We start from the raw sequence: 22718 nt of genomic DNA, 5'->3' as shown, positions 1-22718 counted from the left end.
ACACCAATCGCGATTATTGCAACGCCGAAAGCGGGTGTGCCGGGCAGTCCATTACGCTATCAATTTGAAGTGAAAAAATGGTTCTACCCAGACTTACCAATGCCGACGTTGTCTATCACGAAGTTTGCGAACGTTAATACCGTACAAAATCCAAGTGCAACACCGTTTAGTATTGATGCAGGCTTCCCGAAAACGGGCTTTAAAAATGCGCAGTTTGTGTTGAATATTTTAGGTTGGAATGATATCAACATTAACAGTACATATACATGGCAAAGCAGTGATCCTGCTTTAGCAACGGTAACTAATGCGGGTATTGTTACTTTAGTCGCGAAACCTGCTAGTGCGAAAGAGATCACGATTACGGCAACACCGCCAGCAGGCAGTACTAATCCGCCTTTAACGTATAAGTTTAAAGTTGAAACGTGGTTTGATCCTGATATGCCGATGCCAGCAAAACCCGCTCCAACTGCGTTTAGTAATATTACCACGCCGATTGTACCTAGTGCGCAACCATTCTCAATTACGGCTGGATTTCCAAAGACTGGTTTTGCGAATGCAAAATTTAAGTTGAATATCAATGATGTATGGGATAATCAGTTGAATATTAACGATCAATATAATTGGAGTAGTAGCGTTTCATCTGCGAGTGTTGATGCGACAGGTACAGTCACACTGTTAAGTAAGCCTTCCTCACCGGAACAAGTTAGAATTACTGCTAGACCAAAATCGGGTACGGGTGCAGCGTTGTACTATATCTTTAAGTTAGAAAAATGGTTTTTTGAGCCGACTATAACTACACCGCCGAAACCGATTATGTTTACTGATATTACTACACCAGATGTTCCAGCAACATTTACCCTAACAGATGGATTCCCGACTACTGGTTTTGCAGGAGCGCGTTTCCAGATAAATGTGACTGATAATCGTGTAAGTGATTTTACTTGGAGTAGTACTCATAGTTCAGTCACTGTAAGTAATACTGGAATGGTCACGTTAGTGAGTGATCCTGGCTCACCGACTCTGGTTGCAATCACTGGTATACCGAAAAATGGGGTTATAGCAGAAGTACAACAGTATTCCTTTACATTGAAAGAGTGGTTCAATCCAAATTTATAATTGACTTGGGTAATTGACTAGCAATTACCCAATTCATTGAACTTTGGTTTTTATATTGTGAAATCTACCTTTAATTAATTTGGACAAAGTTATGAAAATAGAATCGAAAAAGCGGTTAAGTTTTAATAAAAAAAAGGTTAATTTGCAATTTTTAAAACATGCGGTTTCGGCAATATTGATTGCAATATTTAGTCATTCTGTACTTGCCGAGACTCAGACTTATGGTTATTGGAAGCTAAACAGTTTGCCTGGTGTGACTAGTGCTAATGGTACTGAAGAGCAACAAAATAGCCCAGCAGATAATCCTGATGTTTATTGTAGTATTCAAGGGAATGGTTATTCCCTCCCTCGTGCCGAACAGGTTCATATAAAATATAAGGGAAAACAGCCGTTTACTGGATTTACTACTGAAACTAATCCCGGACCTTTTAGACGAGTGGGTAGTTTATTGAGCGAATGGGGAGCCCCTTTGTATAGATATAACGGAGCAGGCTTTGCATATCAAGGGTACTTCTGGATAGCAGAACCAAATGATAAATTCACCAGGGGGAATATTACATTTACCGATGAATCTGGGGGAGTGATTAAAGTGACTTATCCTACTTTTTTACACTATGTCGCTTGTGTGAGATCGATTATTTAATATTAAGTGTCATAAATTTTTTTATCAAATAATGAATTGAATAGTTCTCCTACATTTAATAATATTTTTTGCGTGATATTTTTCGGAGTAATAAATGAATCTAAATTTCATAAATAATAAAATCTTTAATCAAAGACCGATTCAATTTTCTCGGTTACTTTTCAATTTTATTATCATGAAAATAAAATACTCTTCAAAAAAAGTCCATTTTTTTATATCTTTACCAGTATTAATCTGTTTCAGCCTATCCGCTAATGCAGTTAAGTATATAGAGGGATTTTGGGAGGCTTATACATTTGACGGGGTAACATATCCTGCTAGTTCTGATTTTCTAGATGTTAATAATAGTCCAGATATTTTATGTAAATCATTAGGGAATGGTTATTCTGTCCCCACAATCCATCAGATGACTAATGGGAAGGGAGGTATATTCGGTGAGCGTAAAATTGGTACTTTATATAATGAATGGGGAGATTTAAATCTTAATCCAGGTTTTATTCCCTATATAGATAAGGATGATGAAAATAAATTTTGGGTTGTAGGATTTTCAACACAAGAAACAACAACAGATCCCATTAAAAATACTAGTACTTCCCTAAAGGAAAGAAGCATAGTAAATCAGTATGGTACAACTAGGTTATTGCAAGTAGAGGGAATATTTACGGACTTTAATACTAATACTAAGATGTTTTTCGGTAATAATAAAGTTTTGCCTATCTGTGTTAGACCTATAATTTAATCTGCTAGATTTAAATCAATCTGCTCTTAGTGATTACATTACTAGCTAAATTATTGGCTTTATCAATATAGACCAAATTTACTTTAAGAGAGATTTTACTTTTGTAATGTTTAAACTTAAGCCCCTTCGTTAGGGCTTTTAATAGAAAAATTCATTCATCTTTTACCTTCAAGTTAATGATGTATATAAGATGTCATTATTTTTAAAGGCATAATAAAAAATACTATTAATTATGATCAAATCTTTATTAACCAAAATTCTAATTATTATCTATTTAGCTGGGCTTCCATTTTATCTTATGGCGGCTAATAATCCTCAACTACAAACTGCCTTTAAACAAGTTGAGCAAGAATTTACTAAACTTAACTCGCAATTAGAAACTCAGCAAAATATGGTGCAATCTCAGCGCAAAGAGATTGAACAATTAACCTTGCAACAGAGTAGTTTGCAGGCAGAGTTACGAGAACAATTACAAAAAAACAACGAACAAACTCGGCAAATCAAACAAGCGAAAGATAAACTTGTTATCGCTGAGCAAACTTCTAACCGTTTGAAAGAACAAGAATCAAAGCTGGCACAAAGTACGGAACAATTAAAAACAGTTCAGCAACAGCTACAAATTGCAACACAAGAATCCGCTCGATTTAATGCACAGATTGCGGAACAAAAAAAACAGCTTAGTCAACACAATCAACAGCAAAAGAAATTAGTCACAGAGTTGAAGGCGGCTCAACAGCAGCTTAATCAAGCAAAATCCCAAGTTCAACAATTACAACAGCAGCTCCAACAACAAGCTTCACAACAAAAAACGCAATATGCTGAATTAGAAATGCGAAATAAAAAACTCACGTCAAATGTGACGGAGCAGAAAAAGCAAACTGAAAAATATCAATTGCTAAACCAAGAGCTTGTTGATGAGCGAGTAATGCTTAAGGAACACATATCTTCACTAGAAACCGAAGTTGAAGCGCTCCATGATGAAATATTACAAGCCAATCAACGCACTGAAGTTGTGCAATTTGCTTTAGATGAAGCGAATGCGAAACTTAATCCACCACAATCAGATAAAAATTAGAAGTATCAACCACTAATTTCAAGTGATATATGGTCTTACTGAACTCGCTTACTAGCAAACAGTGAGGAATTAAGAAAACTTAAAGAGCGTTTAGTGTGGTGAATAATATGACTAGGTGCGTTATAAATTTTACATTATTCACTACAAAATGAGCTGGAAGGCGAATTACCCTTTCGTTTATAAATAAAGGGGATTGACTACTAACCAGAATACAACGACCCGTTTTTTGTGATGTTTACGCTTAGTGAGTATGATTTGTCTTGTATCTTCATTCATAATGACTGTTTATGATACAGTTAGAACTAATGAATTTTGGGCAGCTGACTCAATCAATCATGCTTATAATCAAAGGTGCATAGAGAATTTGGTAAGTGAATGGAAATCTTAAGTATATGTGCTGGAGCAAGTTGGGAAGCCGCATGCTAGTTAGCAGAACTTTCCTCTTTTACTTCATTTAATCGATACGCTCTTTTAAATATATTAACCCATTGCTTGGATGATTTCTTACCAACAACTTAAAACTAATAAGCTGAGTCCACTATTTATCATTATCTTAAATTATCGGTACATCAATAAACTAGCTAATCTATAAAAGTAAACAATCCGTATAGACTGGTGAATTTCACTAAATGTAACTTTGTGTATTATTGTAAGCCCCTCTAAATATTTTGAATTCGTTCAGCTGCACATTTTTGGTTGATGATTACTCTAGATATCACGCCCTGTTTGATAAATATTAAATAACTCTTGGTGCTGGTTGTTTACTCCTATCTGCGTTAAGTTTGCTGAAATTGTTAAAATCCCTGAAATCATTTTCCCAATATTTTATTAATAAAAGTACTAAGCTCTTTCAGATTGAAAATAAAATACTTGAACAAAGAAAGCGGGACGAATGAAATTTACTAGACCTAAGTGTTAATCTTTGCGATAGGTATACTGTGGAAGTAATTATTGTTTAACAATAATATGTCAACTTGTTTGATTTTGAATAAATACAGATATTGTGCACGAATGAAATGAATTCAATCGTGCACAGAGTGATTACTGAGTTGCTTGTATTGCAGTTAGTGCAATGGTGTAGACAATATCATCGACTAATGCGCCCCTTGAAAGATCATTCACAGGTTTACGCATTCCTTGTAGCATAGGGCCAATTGAGATTAAATTCGCTGACCGTTGTACTGCTTTATAGGTGGTATTACCTGTGTTGAGATCAGGGAAAATAAATACAGTCGCTTGACCAGCTACCGGGGAGTCAGGTGCTTTTGATCTTGCTACATCGGCCATGACAGCAGCATCATATTGTAATGGTCCATCAATGATTAAATCAGGACGTTTTGCCTGAGCTAATTCAGTTGCCGCTCTGACTTTTTCTACATCACTTCCCGCGCCAGAAGTCCCTGTAGAATAAGAAATCATCGCTACTCTTGGTTCTATTCCAAATGCTTTTGCCGAATCAGCCGATTGAATTGCTATTTCAGCTAATTGTTCTGCTGTTGGGTCAGGATTAATCGCACAGTCACCATAGACCAATACTTGTTCAGGTAAAAGCATAAAGAAAACAGATGAAACAATCGAGCTGCCAGGCGCGGTTTTAATGATTTGTAGCGGTGGCCTAATCGTATTAGCAGTTGTATTGACAGCGCCTGATACAAGGCCATCTACTTCACCACGTTCTAGCATCATCGTGCCGAGCATGACGTTATCACGTAGCTGCTCGCGTGCAACAACCTCAGTAATCCCTTTGCTTTTACGTAGTTCAACTAATCTATCAACATAATTAGCCCTGATTCCTCTTGGCTCAATTATCTGTACGCCTGATGGAAGAGTTAAACCTTGTGACTCAGCAATACGGATAACTTCTTCTGGATCACCTAGTAGGATTGAGCGAGCAATACCTCGCTCAGCGCAAATAATCGCAGCTTTGATTGTACGAGGTTCATTTCCTTCCGGTAGAACAATACATTTATTCGCACGGCGAGCTAATTCAGTTAGTTCATATCTAAAGGCTGCAGGAGAAAGTCTGCGAGGACGTGATGAACCTGCCGTGAGTTTCTGTATCCAATTTGCATCAATTTGCTCAGCAACATAATGCATGATATTTTCAGCACGTTCCTTATCAGTCGGCGGAACTTGTAGATTAATATTTTGTAAGTTCAGTGCTGTTTGCCAAGTATTCGTATCTACTAAAAACACAGGTAGTCCTGTTTGGAAGGCCTGTTCACATAATCTTGCGATACGAGGGTCTAATTCATATCCACCGGTTAATAATACAGCTCCGATTTCAACACCATTCATTGCTGATAGGCAAATTGAGACGAGCACTTCAGGTCTATCTGCTGATGTGACGAGTAACGATCCTGAACGAAATAAAGATAACATTGTCGGAATGCTTCTTGAGCAGAAGGTGACAGAACGGATACGTCTTTTAGCGATATGCCCTTCATTGATGATACGTGCTTTAAGGTGCTGTGCTAAGTCAATTGCTCTAGTTGCAATTAAATCAGGGTTCCAAGGGATAGTCGCTAAAATAGGCAGCGGGCTATAGGGTTGTAGCTGTAATGGGCTTGTAGGTAATTGTTTAGTATTTAGTTTTTCACTATCATCAAAAATATCTGATAGGTCAGGGCGTAAACGGCCTTGGTCATCAATAGGGGCATTAAGCTTATTAATAATGACCCCCATTATATGAGGGTTTTTGGTTCCACCAATATTCGTTGTTGCGATTTCTAAGCGTTTTTTTAGCTGCTCAGGACCTTCATTACCCAAGGTCATCACAAAAATCATTTCTGCATCTAATGCTTTTGCGATTTGAAAATTGAGATTATTGGCAAATTCATGTCGTCTTGTTGGGACTATCCCTTCAATGAGTGCAACCTCAGAACCATTTATGTTTTGGTGAAAACGATTGAGGATCTCTTCGAGTAATTCATCTTCTTGATCAGTTCCTAATAATGCTTCAGCTTTTTTCATTTCGATAGATTCACCGATTGAAATAGCAGAGTTTGCTTTTAAAATCTCTGAGGTATGATCAGGAGCGTCAATATCGTGATAAGTTTGAGCAATAGGTTTGAAGTAGCTGACGCTTACACCTTGTTGCTCCATAGCATGGACCATACCAAGGCTAACACTGGTTAAACCAACACCAATACTGGTAGGTATAAGCATAATTGTTCTAATTTGTGGCATTTAAGAGACTCCTTATTAGTTTATGAGAATAGCTGTATCACGTGCAATCACCCACTCTTCATTTGTAGGGAGAACAAGTGCTACGCGACTTCCCTCTTGAGTAATGATGCCTGATTTACCAAACCTAGCACTTTCATTGCGCTCGTCATCTACTTTAACACCAAGTAATTCGAGTTTATTTAAGGTAAGCTCTCTTACTAATGCTGAGTTTTCACCGATTCCACCTGTGAAGACTATTGCATCTAATTTTCCGTCAAGAAGGGTTGTGTAACCCGCAATATATTTAGCTAAGCGATGGCATAATACATCCATAGCCCGTTTAGCTTCTTCTTTAGTGGTAAAGTTGTCTTCAATATAACGGCAATCACTGCTGACTTGTGTTAAGCCTAAAATGCCGGATTCTTTTGTTAATAGAGTTTTTATCTCTTCCATTGACATGCCAAGGTCATCATGGAGATAAAAAATAATAGCCGGATCAATATCACCACTTCTTGTTCCCATTACTAATCCTTCTAACGGTGTCAAACCCATAGACGTATCGACGCTTTGGCCATTTTTAATCGCAGTGATTGAACTACCATTACCAAGATGGCAGGTAATGAGGTTGATTTCTTCTACAGGCTTATTTAACCATTTTGCAGCTTCGTGGCTAACAAATAAATGGCTTGTACCATGTGCACCATAACGGCGAACACCGTGATCTTTGTAAAGTGAGTAAGGTAGAGCATATAGGTAAGAGGACTCTGGCATTGTTTGATGAAACGCAGTATCAAATACAGCAACATTTTTATCACTTAAGTGTGGGAAGGCTTTTTTTGCTTCTTCTATGCCAATAATACCTGCTGGATTATGAAGTGGTGCAAAGCGAACAGCTTGCTCAATACCAGTAAGTACCTCATTTGTAATGATAGATGATTGTGTAAATTGCTCCCCACCATGAACAATACGGTGGCCGATAGCACTAATTTTTTTAGCAAGTTCAGGGTGTTTTGCTAAGATTTGGCTGACGATAAAATTAAGGGCCTCTGAATGTGCTGCCCCATTGCCTAATGAAGATTCTTCTTTTTGAGATTGGCCATCAAAAGAGAGCTTCCATTTAATTCTAGCATCTGCGAGCGTTAAGCATTCGGCAAGTCCAGTTAAATACGTTTCTCCTGTTTTAGCTTCGATAACAGCAAATTTGAGCGATGAGCTACCGCAGTTAAGTACAAAAATTGTGCTTGGTGTGCTGAGAGTATTAGACATAATAGTTAATTCCTACCTTAAATGGTTAAACAGGTGCCTGACATTGGCAAGTTAGCAGTGGTGAGTAAGTCATTCAAAGGACTTCAAACCAGACATTCGAAATTATACAGCAATCAAGGCATTTAAGGGCGTAAAATATAGGTTGAACGATAAAATTAGTGGCTTTTCGTCAAATTAGTTCATCATGACTGACTAGCAACTTGTTATTACACATCTTGATATGTTGATGCTGGATTAATATGATACTATAGAAGTTATAAAGTAGATTTGATCAAACAAGGTAAAATTATGAGCAGTACAAAAAATACTAATTCAACTCCCCCTAAACATAGCTTTTGGCAAATTTTGCAAGCAGGCCAATCTTATCGCAAGATTTTTCCTATGCGTAAGGAGTTAGCGCCAGTTTTTAAAGAGTTTTATGTCATTAAAATGACACAATTTGCAATTAGAACTATGCCACCATTAGCTGTGTTTTTTATTTGTTGGGCCTTAATGGTTGATGCTAATATTGCAATGGCAACAACTGCTGCTACTTTTGCGCTGTCAACCGCTGTGCAATGCCTCTATTGGTTAGGTAAGCGGGCGCTGAGCCCCTTACCTTTAGGGATGCTTGATTGGTTAAAGGATACCCACACAAAACTATTAGAGACAGATACTCCGCCACCACCATTGACAAAACAACCTAATTATCAAGAGTTAGCTGTTACGCTAGATATGGCATTCAAAGCACTAGATGAAACCTTTATCGCAACGTTATAAACTTCCTACAGACACGCTATTGCAATAGGATAAATAGAACAAAACCTTAATTGTAACAATCATTCCATTAGTGGGTGATTGTTACATTGATCTGGTATGCAAGCGCAGGCTAAATATCATTTGTAACTAATATTTTTATGAAATTGAGCACAAAAATAGATTTTTTTATAAGATGCTTCCCCTTGATTAGGATGGCAGGCGCATTTATATCAATTGTCATAGTTATGATTAAATCTAAAAAAATATATTTCTCATTGTGTGTAAAACGTAATTAAATTGTTCAGATTCAAGTAATTTAAAGTGGTTGATGGATTTGTACATATTTTAGATTGAGTATTGCTAATTTCCCCTAATTTTAAATATCTTTATTAAGATTTCATTAAATTAATTCAAAAAAATAATATTAGTTGTTCAGAATAATTGAATTGAATTATTTTAAATATAAGGTTTATCGATTTTATTATTATTTATTCAAAGGTTTACATTTAAATAGGTTAAATACACATTGTTTTTCTTTTGTTTACTTAGTGAAATAATTGTGTAAACCATTGTTACTTTAATATTTATCTATTTGTTATTTATGGATTTATTTTTTTGTTTTTGTCTATGTCCAGCTCTGTATCATACGATTTTAAAAGTTGATCTAAATCAAAAAAATGCGATAATGGACACATAAGTTCGCAATTAAATACTTATTATGTGAATGCGTAGAAAATAATTGTAATAACTTATTGTAAGTACCAACCAACCTACTTTGCGGTCAACAGGAGTCATAATGTTGCAAAACTATGGATAGTATTAATATCGTAAACGTATCTAATAAACATTCGGTCTTATTATGAATAGTTAAATGTTAATTATTGTATATTTAAAATAAGCTTTTTACATCTAAATTAAAGTGTTTAATCCTATATAAATGTTGCGCGTTAATGTTTTTAATGTGTGGTTTATTGATTTTATCTTTTTTAGGGTGAAAAGTTGTGTGGATGCTCTTTTAGCAGATAAATGTTAAGAGATGTATTCTTATTGTTTTTTAATTATGAATTTAATTACTTTGATTATATTTTAATAAATCATATTTTAATAAGTGTTTTTATTTAAATGAAAATTAAACTAGATTAATTATCTTTTAACAAATTAATTGTTAAAAGCAGGGTATCTATTTCTTTAAATAATAAGTTAAGTCTCAAATAATATAAAAAATATCATAAGGAAAATAAGTGAAAAAAACATTAAAATTTAAAAAATCTTTCGTTTATATGACATTAATTAGCTACATAACAAGTCCCTTGATGATGACGTTTTCTCCAGTCGTCATGGCGCTTCAAACAAGTCCTAATAGTGGGAGTTCTAATGCAGAGCAATTAATTACAAATGAATTGGTTAATAAAAGTGCAAGAGGCTTTGAAAATTGGTTGGGGCAATTTGGTAAGTCAAAAATACAATTAAATTTAGACGAAGATTTTAATTTTTCTGATAGTAGTTTTGATACATTACTGGCAATCCAAGATACTGAGCCAGTATTAACATTCACACAGTTTGGTGCAAGATATAAAAATGATCGAGTTACCTTAAATATGGGTTTAGGCCAACGTCATTTTATTGATGAAAATATGCTAGGTTATAATGCATTTTATGATTATGAAGTGGATAATGCTCATAGCCGTATTGGTTTAGGTCTTGAATATGCAGCAAATTTTTTCAAGGCAACTAGTAATGGATATATTGGATTAAGTGGCTATGAAGCATCTGAAAAAACTGCTGATATCAGTGAAAAAGTAGCTGATGGTATAGATTTGAGATTAGAAGGATATCTACCTCAATTCCCCCAAATGGGAGCTAGCGCAACTTATGAACAATATTTTGGTCAAGATGTGACTTTATTTAGTGAAGAACATAAACAAAACGATCCTCGCGCGGTTGCAATTGGTTTAAATTATACACCAGTTCCATTGGTGACTATTGGTGCAGAGCATAAAATGGGGGAGCATGGATTAGATGAGTCTTCGATTAATCTTTCCTTCAATATTGCATTAGGGAAATCGTTTGAAGCGCAAATTGATCCTGATGAAGTAAAAAATCAGCGTTCATTAATTGGTAGTCGTTACGATTTAGTAAACCGTAATAACTTAATAGTCTTGGAAAGAAAGACTAATAAATTTTTAATCTCTTTACCATCAATGATATCAGGTAAGGGAGGTCAAATTGTACCTCTAGATATGTCAAGTTCAGATGGCATAGTAAGATATGAATGGGATGCGGATGATTTTTTTGCTGCTGGTGGTAAGATAACTAAAGTCGATGGTGTATGGGAATTTACCCTACCAGATTATCTTGAAGGTCAGAATAATCAATATACTGTAGGGCTTGTTGTTATTGATAATCAAGGTAAACGTTCGGAACCTACGAGCACGATAGTTACTGTTAATAAGAAAGAAGAATTAAATCTTGGTTCTAAAGATGGTTCATTAGAAGTTACTGTAGCTGAACCAACGGTTAATGGTGTACAAACCCTTGTTAAGATACCTATCGTTGATGAAAATGGTCATGCTGTAGCCAACCAAGCAGTTGAATTAACCATTACTGAACCAGACGGTAAGATCAGCACTATAACGGTATTGACAGATGAGAAAGGCGTTGCATCGCATTCATTTATGCAAACAAAAGCAGGTGAAACGTTGATTGAGGCGAGATTTGGTGGTAGAGAATTCTCTAAAACAGTTGTTTATCAACCTGTTGCTACAAATATTACTCCAAGTTTTAAAGATAGCACGGTTAACATCACTTCAGGCAATAACTTTATCTCAAGTGATAGTGTTGAAGCAGTTGCAAGTATTCCTGTTGTAGATGATAAAGGTAATCCATTAGCAGGCATAGAGGTCGAATTTACAGTCACTGATGCGAGTGGTGAATCAAATGTCATTACAGCGACAACAGATGCCAATGGTATTGCTTCGCTTCCTATTTCTCAACAGCAAGTAGGTAACGTAAACGTGAGTGCTAAAGTAGGTAACAGTACAGCGACAGGTTCAGCGACGATTAAACCTATTGTACCAGCAGTTAAAGATGGGCAAATAAATGTGACATCTGAAAATGGCTTTATTGTTACTGATGCTGAGATAAATAAAGTTATAGTTCCAATTGTGGATCAAAACGGAAATGTACTTTCTAATGTTGATGTAACTATTAACGTAACTGGCCCAGATGGATTGGTTATTGAAAAAATAGTGAAGACTGATGAATTTGGTAATGCAATCCTTCCATTTGCACAAATTAAAGCAGGTGAAACGGTTATTACAGCGACAGTAAATGGTAGCGCAATTACAAAGAATGTAACATTTATAGCAGACAAAGCAAGTGCAGTAATAGATGAAAATGGCTTGGTTGTGACTAAAAATGGTGCTGTAGCAGATTTAATTGATGTGAATACGGTTCAAGTTACAATTAAGGATAAGTTTGGTAATTTAGTTAGTGATATGCCTATCGAATTCTCAAGTGTTCAAGAATTGAATTTAGGTGGTAAGGCTACTTCAAACATTATCATGACAAATACCGATGGTGTTGCAATAACCAATTTGACTACAACAAAAGCACAAATATTTACTGTCAACGCAAGTGTAAATGGTTTGACAGCGACTAAGGATGTTAATTTTATTGTAGGTGCGCCTGATGCCTCTAAATCGCTATTGACAGCCGTTCCAAGCACAATCAAAACCCTACCGAGTAGTGTTACAACTTTGACATTAGCGCTTAAAGATAAATATGAAAATCCAATTAATGGTAAAACAGTGGCATTCAACACTATTGTACCAGCAGGTGATTTTTCAATGGGCTCAGTCACAGCTAAACAAGACGGTACTTATGTTGTTCAATATAGCGTAAACAGAACTCGTACAAGCGATTTTGCTAATATTGTTACGCCTATTAGTGTTACTGTGAATGGTCAAGCATTCTCAATAGCACCTCAAAATATTACAGTACAAAGAGAATATTATGAAGTGCCAGTAGGAGAAATTGTAGATAATCAAGCGTTAACAGAAAGTCAAGTTACTGCTTTACTAGATAAATATGAATCGGTTAGATTGTTTATGACGAACGGCCGGTATGCAACAACAATCACATTACCTGCGAGCGCGAAGAAAGGTGCTGCTTTAGAAGTAACGAGTAATACTGATCTGACAACAGTGTTATCAGGCAGTGGTATTAGTCCTGTTTTTATCGATAAAAAACAAGTTACATTAATTAGATTTATTCATGATGGTATTAAATGGAATGAAATAACGAGAAGCTAAGCATCTTAGGAAGATAATATAAGCTTATTAAACCACATTATATGTCAAATATAATGTGGTTTTTTTGTAGGATTAAAATAAATGAGATAATTAGCTTTTAAATTAAAAATCCTTATTGGCAAAAGATAAAAAACAATCACTCATTTTATATTTGATTTAGAGTGTTTATTTTTTAATAGAATTTAAATAGAAGCTTTATTATTAGGTTATATTTACCACCATACTTCTGCCTGCACACCGAAACTTAATTGGTCATGATTGTTGTCATTAAATTTAAATTTAGAAATTTCATTATCAACAGAATTAATGTATGTTGAGTAGAAACGGATTTCAGGACGCGAATTTAAAATACTTTTACCAACTTTTAATGTATGAAATAAGGTTGTTTTATATCCTTGTTCTTGAGCCTCTATATTATTGTGAGTATTGACTTGTTTAAAATATCCTAACTCGACACCCGTTTGATTAAAATCGTTCCAAATATAGGCAGGCCTTATAGCTGAGTTAAAGCTCCAGAAATCGGTATCAGATTGATTTTTTTCAACATCAAAAACGCCTTCACCATCGGCATAAGAAAGTGCATGTGCCATAATGATATTAGATGACAGATAATTTTCTCCCTGAGAGATAATTCTGTACGCTGTTCCCCCTTTATCCCCAGCATAATTTCCTCTAAATCCATAACTTGGGTTTGAGTCATTGATTAAAGCGAATGCGCTGGCAATCGAATTATCTGCAGCTTGTAATGTGAATTCATTCCAGCCACCGTCACTAAAATCGTGTCTTAACATCGCAAGTGCTAGGTAGGAATCTTTCAGTGTATAGTAATCACCGCTTGATTGAGCAGATTTTACATCATCCGTTTCGTTGGCAAAAGCATACTTACCATGCATGCTGAATTTAGCATTTTCCCAAACAGGAATATCACGCCAGCGTAGTTCAATTGTATTGGTATTAACTTGTTTTGGTTTCGGACCAACAGCTGGGTTTAGATAGTCGATGTTGAGTAAATCCACATCTTCTCTAGATAATGAAAAGTCGACAAACCCTGCGGCGGTGGCAATGCCTTCAACGCCCACGCCACCTGCGGTTTGGCCCACTTGGCTTTTCCAGTCTAACATTTGGATTTCATAATGAGGTAGGCTATTACGCCCTATCCAAAACTCTGAACCCGGAAAGAAGGGTAAGAATCCTGTAGTGTTAACATATGCAGAGCCAAATAAAAAGTTATCGCGAGAGACGTTGAAGGTTGTGTCTGAATAAGCAAGTCCCATATTACCTTGGAAGTCTACAATGGCATTAACGGTTTTATCATTGTTATTATACAGGCGTTGGTTAAACATAATTTCATACCAGCCACCATATTCATTCCCAAAGCGCCCTAATGAACCGTAAGCATAAGGTTGAGGGGAGCCATCTGTGCTTGATGCCCATCCTGTTCTAAAATACCCATTATAGCTAAAGCCAATGTCTTCTTTAACAAATCTACTGATGTCTTGAAGTGTGAGGTGACCATCTACAGTAGAGTGTGTTGCTACAGCAGTGCCATTTGATGTAGAGCTAGCTGATGTATTAGTGGAGGAGGCTTTGGGTGTGACTTGTTTTGCTGCTATTTTGATATCTTCAGCTGGTACAGAGTCATCATATTTTGTTAATAATTTCGATTCATTTTGTTCATAAAGTGCTTTATATGTTTTTAATTCTTGTTTTGTTTCTGTTAATTCACGTTCTAATTTTTCTAAACGCTCTTCAATTGACATTGTTGAATTTGCTATTGCAATATTGGGTAATGCAAATATTGCAATAATACAAGTTAATTTATTTAATTTAAATTTATTTATTTTGTTTTTCATAGGTACGTCCTCTTATTTAATATAAATATTGAGTGACAAAAACGAAAAAACCCAAACCAAAATATAAGTTAAATAAATAACTTTTATCATGGTTTGGGTTTTGCCTGGAAACAGTAACAATCCCTTCTTGTGTGATGTGTTATATTTAATCTATCTTGGAAAAAATAAATAAGCAAGTGTTGTGATATTAAAATTGTGATGATAATCACCTATTGTAATTATTTTTGCTTGTAAGTTGTTGTTAGTGTTGAATTGTTATTTTGACTAGTTCAAGGGAGGTTAATATCGATTAAATTTAAGTGTGTTTTTTTATTTGGTTATGTTTTTTTTGTGATGAATGTCTCAAATAAATAAAATGAATTGGTGTTATTAAATTATTATTGCTAACGTATATTTGAAATTGGATTGTTACTGTTTTGAAAACAGGCAAAACCTGAATTGCTTTTAGATTTAAAAATCTTGAGCAATTCAGGTTTTTTTTTGGCTTAAATAAACGGCAAGACATCTTGTCATGGGGAATAATATGAATCTAATTATTGAAAATGATTATGACACAATGAGTCAAACCGCTGCTAATTTATTATTAGCTGAAATGTTAAAACCCACTCGCGTGAATTTATCTATTACGGCGGGTAATACGCCTAAAAAGATGTATGAGCTACTTATTCCAATGGTTAAAAATAAACCACATTTTTCACAGGTACATTACTACAATTTTGATGAAGTGCCTGTTCTGGATGATGCGGGATTTGGAATTACAATGGGTAATCTTAATAAAGATTTTTTTAAACCAGCAAATATTTCAAAAGAGCAAATTCATGTGCTAGATGATGCGAATTATTTAACTCATGATGAGCGTCTGTTAGAGGCTGGTGGACTAGATTTAATCCTAATGGGCATTGGAAGTGATGGTCATTTTTGTGGCAATTTACCGGGTACAACTGAGTTTCATGATATGACGGTTAAAGTCAATATGACAGAGGCTTTAAAGGCGATTTTCTTAAAAGAAGTCGGCGGTGATGAATCAAAGGTACCAGATTATTGGGTCACAATGGGCCCTAAAAGTGTTATGCAATCTAAAAAATTAGTGATGTTTGCAAGTGGTAAATCTAAAGCTGAAATTATTAAAAAAGCCTTTTTTGGGCCTGTTACATCAGATGTACCTTCTTCAATTTTGCAAATGCATCCGAATTTGACCTTGTTGTTAGATAAAGATGCTGCAGCATTAATTTAAATCACTTAACGTTATTTTAATCTCTATTTATTTTTTATCCAAAGTGATTATTAATTTTTCATATTTATGTTTAAGGGGTTACCAATGAGTAAACAAGCTGAATATCTTGCGCTTGCAAACGATGCACTTAAAGGGGTAGGCGGCAAAGAAAATGTCATTAGTGTTGTGCATTGCGCAACAAGATTGCGATTTAAATTAAAAGATGCATCCAAAGCCGATAGAGAGTGGCTAAAAGCACACCCTGGGATTATTACAGTAGTCGAAAGTGGAGGTCAGTTTCAAGTTGTTATTGGTAACCATGTAAGCGATGTATATCAAGAACTCATTCAAATGAGTGGTTTATCGGGGCATTCAGCTGACGATGTGACTCCTAAGGGTAATTTATTTAATGTCATGGTGGATTTGATATCCGGCATCTTTACACCTTTTTTGGGGGTGATGGCTGCAACAGGGATATTGAAAGGAGTACTTAGTATTGCTTCTGCTTATGGATGGATGGATATCAAAAGTGGCGGATATTTGATTTTATGGGCTGCAAGTGATTCATTATTTTATTTTTTTCCAATTATTTTAGGATATACCGCAACCAAAAAATTTGGTGGAAATCCTTTTATCGGTATGGCAATAGGCGGAGCGCTTACCTACCCAACATCTGTTAAAATGTTCACTGATAGTTTGGAACCTAATTTTATTGCACCCGATTTTTTTGGTTTACCTATCACGATTATTAATTATCCTTCATCTGTTATGCCTATTATTTTTGCAGCTTGGCTATCTTGCATCATTGAGAAACAAGCTAAAAAAATGTTGCATGATTCAGTTCGAAACTTATTAACGCCATTTTTTTGTTTGGTTATTGTTGTGCCATTAACTTTTTTAGTTATCGGTCCTGTTACAACCTGGCTTGCAGGCGTGATGGCGAATGGTTTTTTCTTTATTTACAATCTCTCTCCCGCAATTGCAGGCGTCTTTATGGGGACGTTATGGCAAGTCTTTGTGATTTTTGGACTACATTGGGGATTTGTACCAGTCATGATTAATAATCTGCCAACACTTGGTTATGATCCGATAGTACCATTACTTCTTCCCGCTGTAATGGGGCAAGTGGGTGCTGTGTTAGGAATCATGATTATTGCTCGGGAAGCTAAATTAAAAAGTCTAGCAAGCTCTTCTTTTGTATCAGGCATATTCGGAATCACAGAGCCTGCAATTTATGGCGTAACATTGCCACTTAAACGTCCCTTTATTTTTGGTTGCGTCGGCGGCGCAATAGGCGGCGGAATTATTGGATTTTATCAGGCAAAAATGTATTCAACTGGTTTGGTGAATGTTTTAACCTTGGCTCAAATGATTCCGCCAATTGCTGAGGGTGCTGAAGCATCTGGGATTGATGCTTCTGTAATTGGCGCCGCGATAGGTATGTTCACCTCTATGATGGTAGCTTGTATATTAACTGTTTTATTTGGTATGCCTAAACAAAAAAATCAAGAAGTCACTGATAAACCTATAGTGGAACCTAATAATTTATTAACGGCTAACTCGGAAAATGCGATTAAAATTTATAGTCCGATGAAAGGGCAAGTTATTCCGTTATCTGAAACACCTGATGAAGTGTTTGCAAGTGAAGCAATTGGAACGGGTATTACGATAATTCCATCAGATGGTCTCTTAGTCGCTCCTGTCGATGGCGTAGTAAGTTCAGTTTATAAAACTTTGCATGCTATCGGCATTGAAACAGACTCAGGATGCCAGATACTGATGCATATCGGCGTCGATACAGTGAAATTAGATGGAAAACATTTTACTGCACTAGTTAAAGAAGGGGATAGAGTGACGGCTGGTAAGCAATTAGTCAAATTTGATAGGGAGGCTATTTTAGCTGAGGGTTACTCACTGGCAACCCCTGTTTTAATTACTAATACAGAAGATTACGCTGATATTGTTAAAACGAATGCAAAACAAATCCAAATGGGTGAGTCATTAATGTTACTTATAAAAAAATAAGGAGTTTTATCATGAATCAAATATTATTTCCTAAGGCGTTTTTATGGGGCGGTGCGATTGCTGCAAATCAATGTGAAGGCGCATATTTAACAGATGGTAAAGCGTTATCGACTTCGGATGTTCAACCTGAAGGGTTGATGGGTAAAGTGATTGAGCGTGAAGCTGGTGTCGGTTATCTTAAAGATGACGGTATTGATTTTTATCATCGATATGCTGAGGATATTGCTCTCTTTGCCCAAATGGGGTTTACATGTCTTAGGTTGTCTATTGCTTGGACGAGAATTTTTCCAAAAGGAGATGAAGCTGAACCTAATGAGTTAGGATTAGCATTTTATGACAAAGTGTTTGATGAATTAGAAAAGCATCATATCACGCCGCTTGTCACGATTTCACATTATGAAATGCCTTTGCATTTAGTCAATGAATATGGAGGGTGGTTAAATCGTAAAACAATAGGTTTTTATGAAAAATATAGTAAAACGCTTTTTCAGCGTTACGGTAAAAGAGTTAAGCATTGGCTAACATTTAATGAAATCAATGTGTCTTTACATATTCCATTTACTGGCGTAGGGATCCCTAATGAAAGCCCTTTAGCTGAAATTTATCAAGCGATTCACCATCAATTAGTCGCCAGTGCAAGTGTAGTCAAACTCTGCCACGATATGATACCTGGCTCACTCATTGGTAATATGATTGCAGCGATGCCAACCTATCCATTAACGTGTAAACCAGAAGATGTATGGCAAGCGAATTTAGATAATAACAAATGGTTATTTTTTGCTGATGTTCAGGCAAGAGGGTATTATCCTTCCTATATTCAAAGGTTTTTTGATGAAAATAAAATTATTGTAGATATCACGCCTGAGGATACTCTTTGCTTGAAAAATACGATTGATTTTATTTCATTTAGTTATTATATGAGTGGATGTGCAACAGCTGATAAGTCAAAAATTAATACAGAAGGAAATCTATTACATATGGTACAAAACCCTCATCTCAAAAGTTCTGAATGGGGATGGCAAATCGATCCTAAGGGAATTCGTATTTTATTGAATATGCTTTGGGATAGATATCAAAAACCCTTATTTATTGTGGAAAATGGGTTAGGTGCAAAAGATGTAGTTGAAGCCGATGGCAAAATCCAAGATGACTATCGAATCGAATATTTAAAAGATCATTTAATTGAAGTTGCTGAGGCAATAGAAGATGGTGTGGAAGTTATGGGCTACACAAGCTGGGGGCCAATTGATTTGATAAGCGCTTCAAAAGCAGAAATGTCAAAACGATATGGTTTTATTTATGTTGATCGTCATGATGATGGTACAGGTAGTTTTGCCAGAAGTAAAAAAGCGAGTTTTACTTGGTATCAAGGTGTAATACGCTCTCAAGGCAAAACCTTATATGAGTAACTAGTCTAATTTTTTATTTACTAAATTAAAAAGGAGTGACACATGTCTTCATTATTTCCAAAATCATTTTTATGGGGCGGCGCGATTGCTGCTAATCAAGTAGAAGGTGCTTATTTAGCTGATGGAAAAGGGTTAACTACCTCTGATATGCAGCCTAAAGGTATCATGGTTGAGCCTTGGGAGAGCCGTACTGGAGATGAATTTAATATCAAAGATATTGCAATCGATTTTTATCATCGTTATGAGGAAGATATCGCTCTATTTGGTGAGATGGGCTTTTCTTGTTTACGTACTTCAATTGCTTGGGCTAGAATTTTTCCAAATGGAGATGAACTGACCCCTAATGAAGCGGGACTTGCATTTTATGATAAGGTCTTTGATGCTATGGCAAAGCACGGAATTAAGCCGATGATTACCTTATCTCACTATGAAATGCCGATGGGATTAGTGAATCAAGGTGGTTGGGGTAATCCTAAGACAATTGAATGTTTTGAGCGATATGCCAAGGTTGTATTTGCTAGATATCAGGGTAAAGTAAAACTTTGGCTGACTTTTAACGAAATTAATATGGCACTGCATGCACCTTTTACAGGTGTTGGACTAAAAGGTAAACCTACTAAAACAGAAATTTTTCAAGCAATTCATCATCAATTAGTGGCAAGTGCGCGTGCAGTTAAGTTATGTCATGAGATGATCCCTGATGCCAAAATAGGGAATATGCTGTTAGGTGGGTTAGTTTATCCTTTAACATGTCATCCAGAGGATGTTCATTTAGCATTAGAAGAGAATCGTCATTGGCAGTTTTTTGGGGATGTTCAGGTACGCGGCACTTACCCAAGCTATATGCTTCGTTATTTTAGGGATCATGGCATTGAACTTGTGATTTCTGAACAAGATAAAGCGGATCTTAAACATACTATTGACTATATTTCATTTAGTTATTATATGAGTGGTTGTGTCAGTTCAGATGAGGAAATCACTAAAGCTCAGGCGAATATTCTAAATATGGTGCCAAATCCTCACCTAAAAGCGTCTGAATGGGGTTGGCAAATTGACCCACTAGGCCTTAGAGTATTATTAAATGTACTTTGGGATAGATATCAATTACCGTTATTTATCGTTGAGAATGGATTAGGTGCAGTTGATAAATTAGAAGCAGATGGGTCAATCAATGATACTTACCGTATTAATTATATGAATGATCATTTAGTTCAGTTAGAAGAAGCAATAAAAGATGGTGTTGAGGTTTGGGGCTATACTTCATGGGGACCGATTGATTTAGTTAGCGCAGGAACAGCCCAGATGTCAAAACGTTATGGGTTTATTTATGTTGATAGGGATAATGAGGGTAAAGGAACGTTAGCTCGTAAGCCTAAAGCAAGTTTTAATTGGTACAAAGAAGTTATTGGTTCGAATGGAGCAAGCTTAAAACGTTAACTTATAATACACACACCCGCATTATCGCGGGTATGTGTAATAATTTTACACAAAAATTAGCGGAACATTTTGTGATTAGTATTACGTACTTCAGCGATGCTTTCAGCAGTCGCTTTTGCTTCATCCATTTTACCTGCTTTTGCTTGCTCAATCGCTAAGTCAATTTTAGCATTCATATCAGTATATCCTTGAGCATAAGTTTTGACTTCTTCGCTATCAGCAGCTTTGCCAGCAAGGGATGGTGGCAGGATAGCTGAAGAAGCTACTGATGCTTCACGCATTGCAGTTAATGCGCTAATAAATTCAGCGCTATCAGTTGCTGCTGTGGCAACTTGATATTGTTTCGCTAATGTTTGCATGTGAGCTGCAACGGTATCTGCTGAGGCAACAAATGTGACACTCATCATAGCAGCTGTAACGACGGCGAGTAGTGATTTACGCATGTAAAACTCCTTAGTAAATTAAGATACTTAATGAAAAAGAAAGTTGGTATAGTTTTTTGTTTGTTCTAAATATTCGTAGTACAAACTCACTAAACCTGCCTACAGTATCTGCGATACAGTAGAGAATATTACCTGTTAATTGTAACAGTTTAATACAAAAAATGGATCCGTAGTTTATCGTAAAAGAACAATAAACGTGAGTTTATTGTTCTCAAAGACGAATATTAAAAATTAACCTAATGATATTATATGCTCATATGCGATACATTTAATGATTTAGCCTTAGTTATTTAACCATCTAAGCATTGTTCAAATATGAATGGTCTATTTTTGCTTAAATTATGGTCGTAAAATACCGCTTCTGCATGAACACACAATGTTTCTTTTTCTTCAAAAAATTGAAAAGATTGTTGATCAATAAAACCTTCATTTAAGGGGAATTCATTGGCTTCATTAAATTTCTTTTCAAATTCATCATGATTTATCAAATATTTTTGGTTAGTTTTGCTATTGATTAATTCAGCATGTGGTTGTTTATTTTTATAATCGATTTTATGTATCAGATTAAAATGTTTGGGATAAAAATATTGATACTTAGATTTAGTATAGTCCACATCGTCTTGAACATATAAATCTAAATTGAATGATTCAAAGGCTTCAAAACGTACGATTGTTGTTGCATCCCTATTCATGATAAAAGATTCAATCACCTCATGAGGTATGATGTTAGATAAATCCTCTTGAATATGAGAAACAGCAAATGCATCATTTAGAATTAAAGATTTAAAATATCCATCATACCGGAACGCATACTCTAAAGGCGAGTCTGGGTAGGCGAAATCTAATGGAATAAATGATGTGTTAGTTATCATTTTGGGAATCATCTTGTCAGTTTGTTCATAGATAATCGGTATATGAATAACATCCACCTCTTTTGAGTGTAATGGTCAAGTTTTTTTGTAGGGTTTTTTAGCCTGTTTTTAATAATTCTCTTCTTTTTTGTAATGGCGTCATGTAGCCAATTGCAGAGTTAATCCTAATGTTGTTGTAATATCTAATATAACGCCCCACAGCATCATCTACTGCTTGATGGTTAATAAAGCTTAAATCATCCAAGTATTCAAATTTAATGTTCCTAAAGAAGCGCTCTTGGACAGCATTATCCCAGCAATTACCTCTACGACTCATGCTCTGAGTAATCCCCTTGTCTTTAAGGTGCGAACGCAATGCTTTTGAGGTGTATTGTGTTCCTTGGTCTGAATGGAATATGAGCCCAGTTA

At 35.7% G+C, this 22718-nt stretch carries 15 protein-coding genes and 1 pseudogene; 10 read left to right on the top strand and 6 right to left on the bottom strand.

Annotation, left to right across the window (positions count from 1 at the left end):
- The 4 genes and pseudogenes from BMW37_RS15190 to BMW37_RS13595 all read left to right on the top strand — a co-directional run.
- A pseudogene (locus BMW37_RS15190) lies at nt 1-1116 on the top strand (hypothetical protein); the annotation flags it as partial.
- Between the two features lie 91 nt (nt 1117-1207).
- Nucleotides 1208-1759 carry a hypothetical protein gene (locus BMW37_RS13605; RefSeq protein WP_093322240.1) on the top strand — a complete coding sequence of 184 codons (552 nt, stop codon included), beginning with the start codon at nt 1208-1210 and terminating at the stop codon, nt 1757-1759.
- Between the two features lie 94 nt (nt 1760-1853).
- Nucleotides 1854-2498 carry a hypothetical protein gene (locus BMW37_RS13600; RefSeq protein ID WP_093322237.1) on the top strand — a complete coding sequence of 215 codons (645 nt, stop codon included), beginning with the start codon at nt 1854-1856 and terminating at the stop codon, nt 2496-2498.
- 232 nt (nt 2499-2730) lie between these two features.
- A complete protein-coding gene (locus tag BMW37_RS13595) occupies nt 2731-3573 on the top strand; it encodes a coiled-coil domain-containing protein (RefSeq protein ID WP_093322235.1) in 843 nt (280 codons plus the stop codon).
- 1041 nt (nt 3574-4614) lie between these two features.
- Here BMW37_RS13595 and pta read toward each other — a convergent pair.
- Nucleotides 4615-6741, bottom strand: coding sequence for a phosphate acetyltransferase (pta, locus tag BMW37_RS13590; RefSeq protein WP_093322243.1), 2127 nt, complete (start codon nt 6739-6741; stop codon nt 4615-4617).
- 36 nt (nt 6742-6777) lie between these two features.
- On the bottom strand, nt 6778-8007 hold the full coding sequence (locus tag BMW37_RS13585; protein ID WP_093322232.1) for an acetate kinase: 1230 nt from the start codon (nt 8005-8007) through the stop codon (nt 6778-6780).
- Nucleotides 8008-8295: 288 nt separating this feature from the next.
- Between BMW37_RS13585 and yfbV the strand changes: the two genes are divergently transcribed.
- Nucleotides 8296-8766 (top strand): terminus macrodomain insulation protein YfbV, encoded by a 471-nt coding sequence (gene yfbV, locus BMW37_RS13580; protein ID WP_093322230.1) that lies wholly within the window; start codon nt 8296-8298, stop codon nt 8764-8766.
- A 1220-nt stretch (nt 8767-9986) separates the two neighbouring features.
- Nucleotides 9987-13058: an inverse autotransporter beta domain-containing protein gene (locus BMW37_RS13575; protein WP_093322227.1), complete on the top strand. Its 3072-nt coding sequence runs from the start codon at nt 9987-9989 to the stop codon at nt 13056-13058.
- Between the two features lie 212 nt (nt 13059-13270).
- On the opposite strand, the gene BMW37_RS13570 is transcribed toward BMW37_RS13575, so the two are convergent.
- A complete protein-coding gene (locus BMW37_RS13570; RefSeq protein WP_093322224.1) occupies nt 13271-14911 on the bottom strand; it encodes a carbohydrate porin in 1641 nt (546 codons plus the stop codon).
- 523 nt (nt 14912-15434) lie between these two features.
- Between BMW37_RS13570 and BMW37_RS13565 the strand changes: the two genes are divergently transcribed.
- The 4 genes from BMW37_RS13565 (at nt 15435) to BMW37_RS13550 (ending at nt 20995) form a co-directional block, all read left to right on the top strand.
- Nucleotides 15435-16145 carry a glucosamine-6-phosphate deaminase gene (locus BMW37_RS13565; RefSeq protein WP_093322222.1) on the top strand — a complete coding sequence of 237 codons (711 nt, stop codon included), beginning with the start codon at nt 15435-15437 and terminating at the stop codon, nt 16143-16145.
- Between the two features lie 84 nt (nt 16146-16229).
- Nucleotides 16230-18149: a beta-glucoside-specific PTS transporter subunit IIABC gene (locus BMW37_RS13560; protein WP_093322219.1), complete on the top strand. Its 1920-nt coding sequence runs from the start codon at nt 16230-16232 to the stop codon at nt 18147-18149.
- Nucleotides 18150-18160: 11 nt separating this feature from the next.
- A complete protein-coding gene (locus BMW37_RS13555; RefSeq protein ID WP_093322216.1) occupies nt 18161-19558 on the top strand; it encodes a glycoside hydrolase family 1 protein in 1398 nt (465 codons plus the stop codon).
- 42 nt (nt 19559-19600) lie between these two features.
- Complete coding sequence (locus BMW37_RS13550; protein WP_093322214.1) at nt 19601-20995, top strand: glycoside hydrolase family 1 protein; 1395 nt, start codon at nt 19601-19603, stop codon at nt 20993-20995.
- A 56-nt stretch (nt 20996-21051) separates the two neighbouring features.
- On the opposite strand, the gene BMW37_RS13545 is transcribed toward BMW37_RS13550, so the two are convergent.
- The 3 genes from BMW37_RS13545 to BMW37_RS13535 form a co-directional block, all read right to left on the bottom strand.
- Nucleotides 21052-21438 carry a cytochrome b562 gene (locus BMW37_RS13545; RefSeq protein WP_093322211.1) on the bottom strand — a complete coding sequence of 129 codons (387 nt, stop codon included), beginning with the start codon at nt 21436-21438 and terminating at the stop codon, nt 21052-21054.
- 290 nt (nt 21439-21728) lie between these two features.
- Nucleotides 21729-22310 (bottom strand): hypothetical protein, encoded by a 582-nt coding sequence (locus BMW37_RS13540; protein ID WP_093322208.1) that lies wholly within the window; start codon nt 22308-22310, stop codon nt 21729-21731.
- A 97-nt stretch (nt 22311-22407) separates the two neighbouring features.
- Nucleotides 22408-22718: integrase core domain-containing protein (locus tag BMW37_RS13535; RefSeq protein ID WP_143047664.1), on the bottom strand; the 311-nt coding region annotated here is incomplete at its 5' end.

The sequence above is a fragment of the Thorsellia anophelis DSM 18579 genome, from assembly GCF_900111395.1.
Taxonomy (GTDB): Bacteria; Pseudomonadota; Gammaproteobacteria; order Enterobacterales; family Thorselliaceae; genus Thorsellia; species Thorsellia anophelis.
Note: the sequence above shows the minus strand (reverse complement) of the source record. Positions and strands in the feature narration are given on the sequence as shown.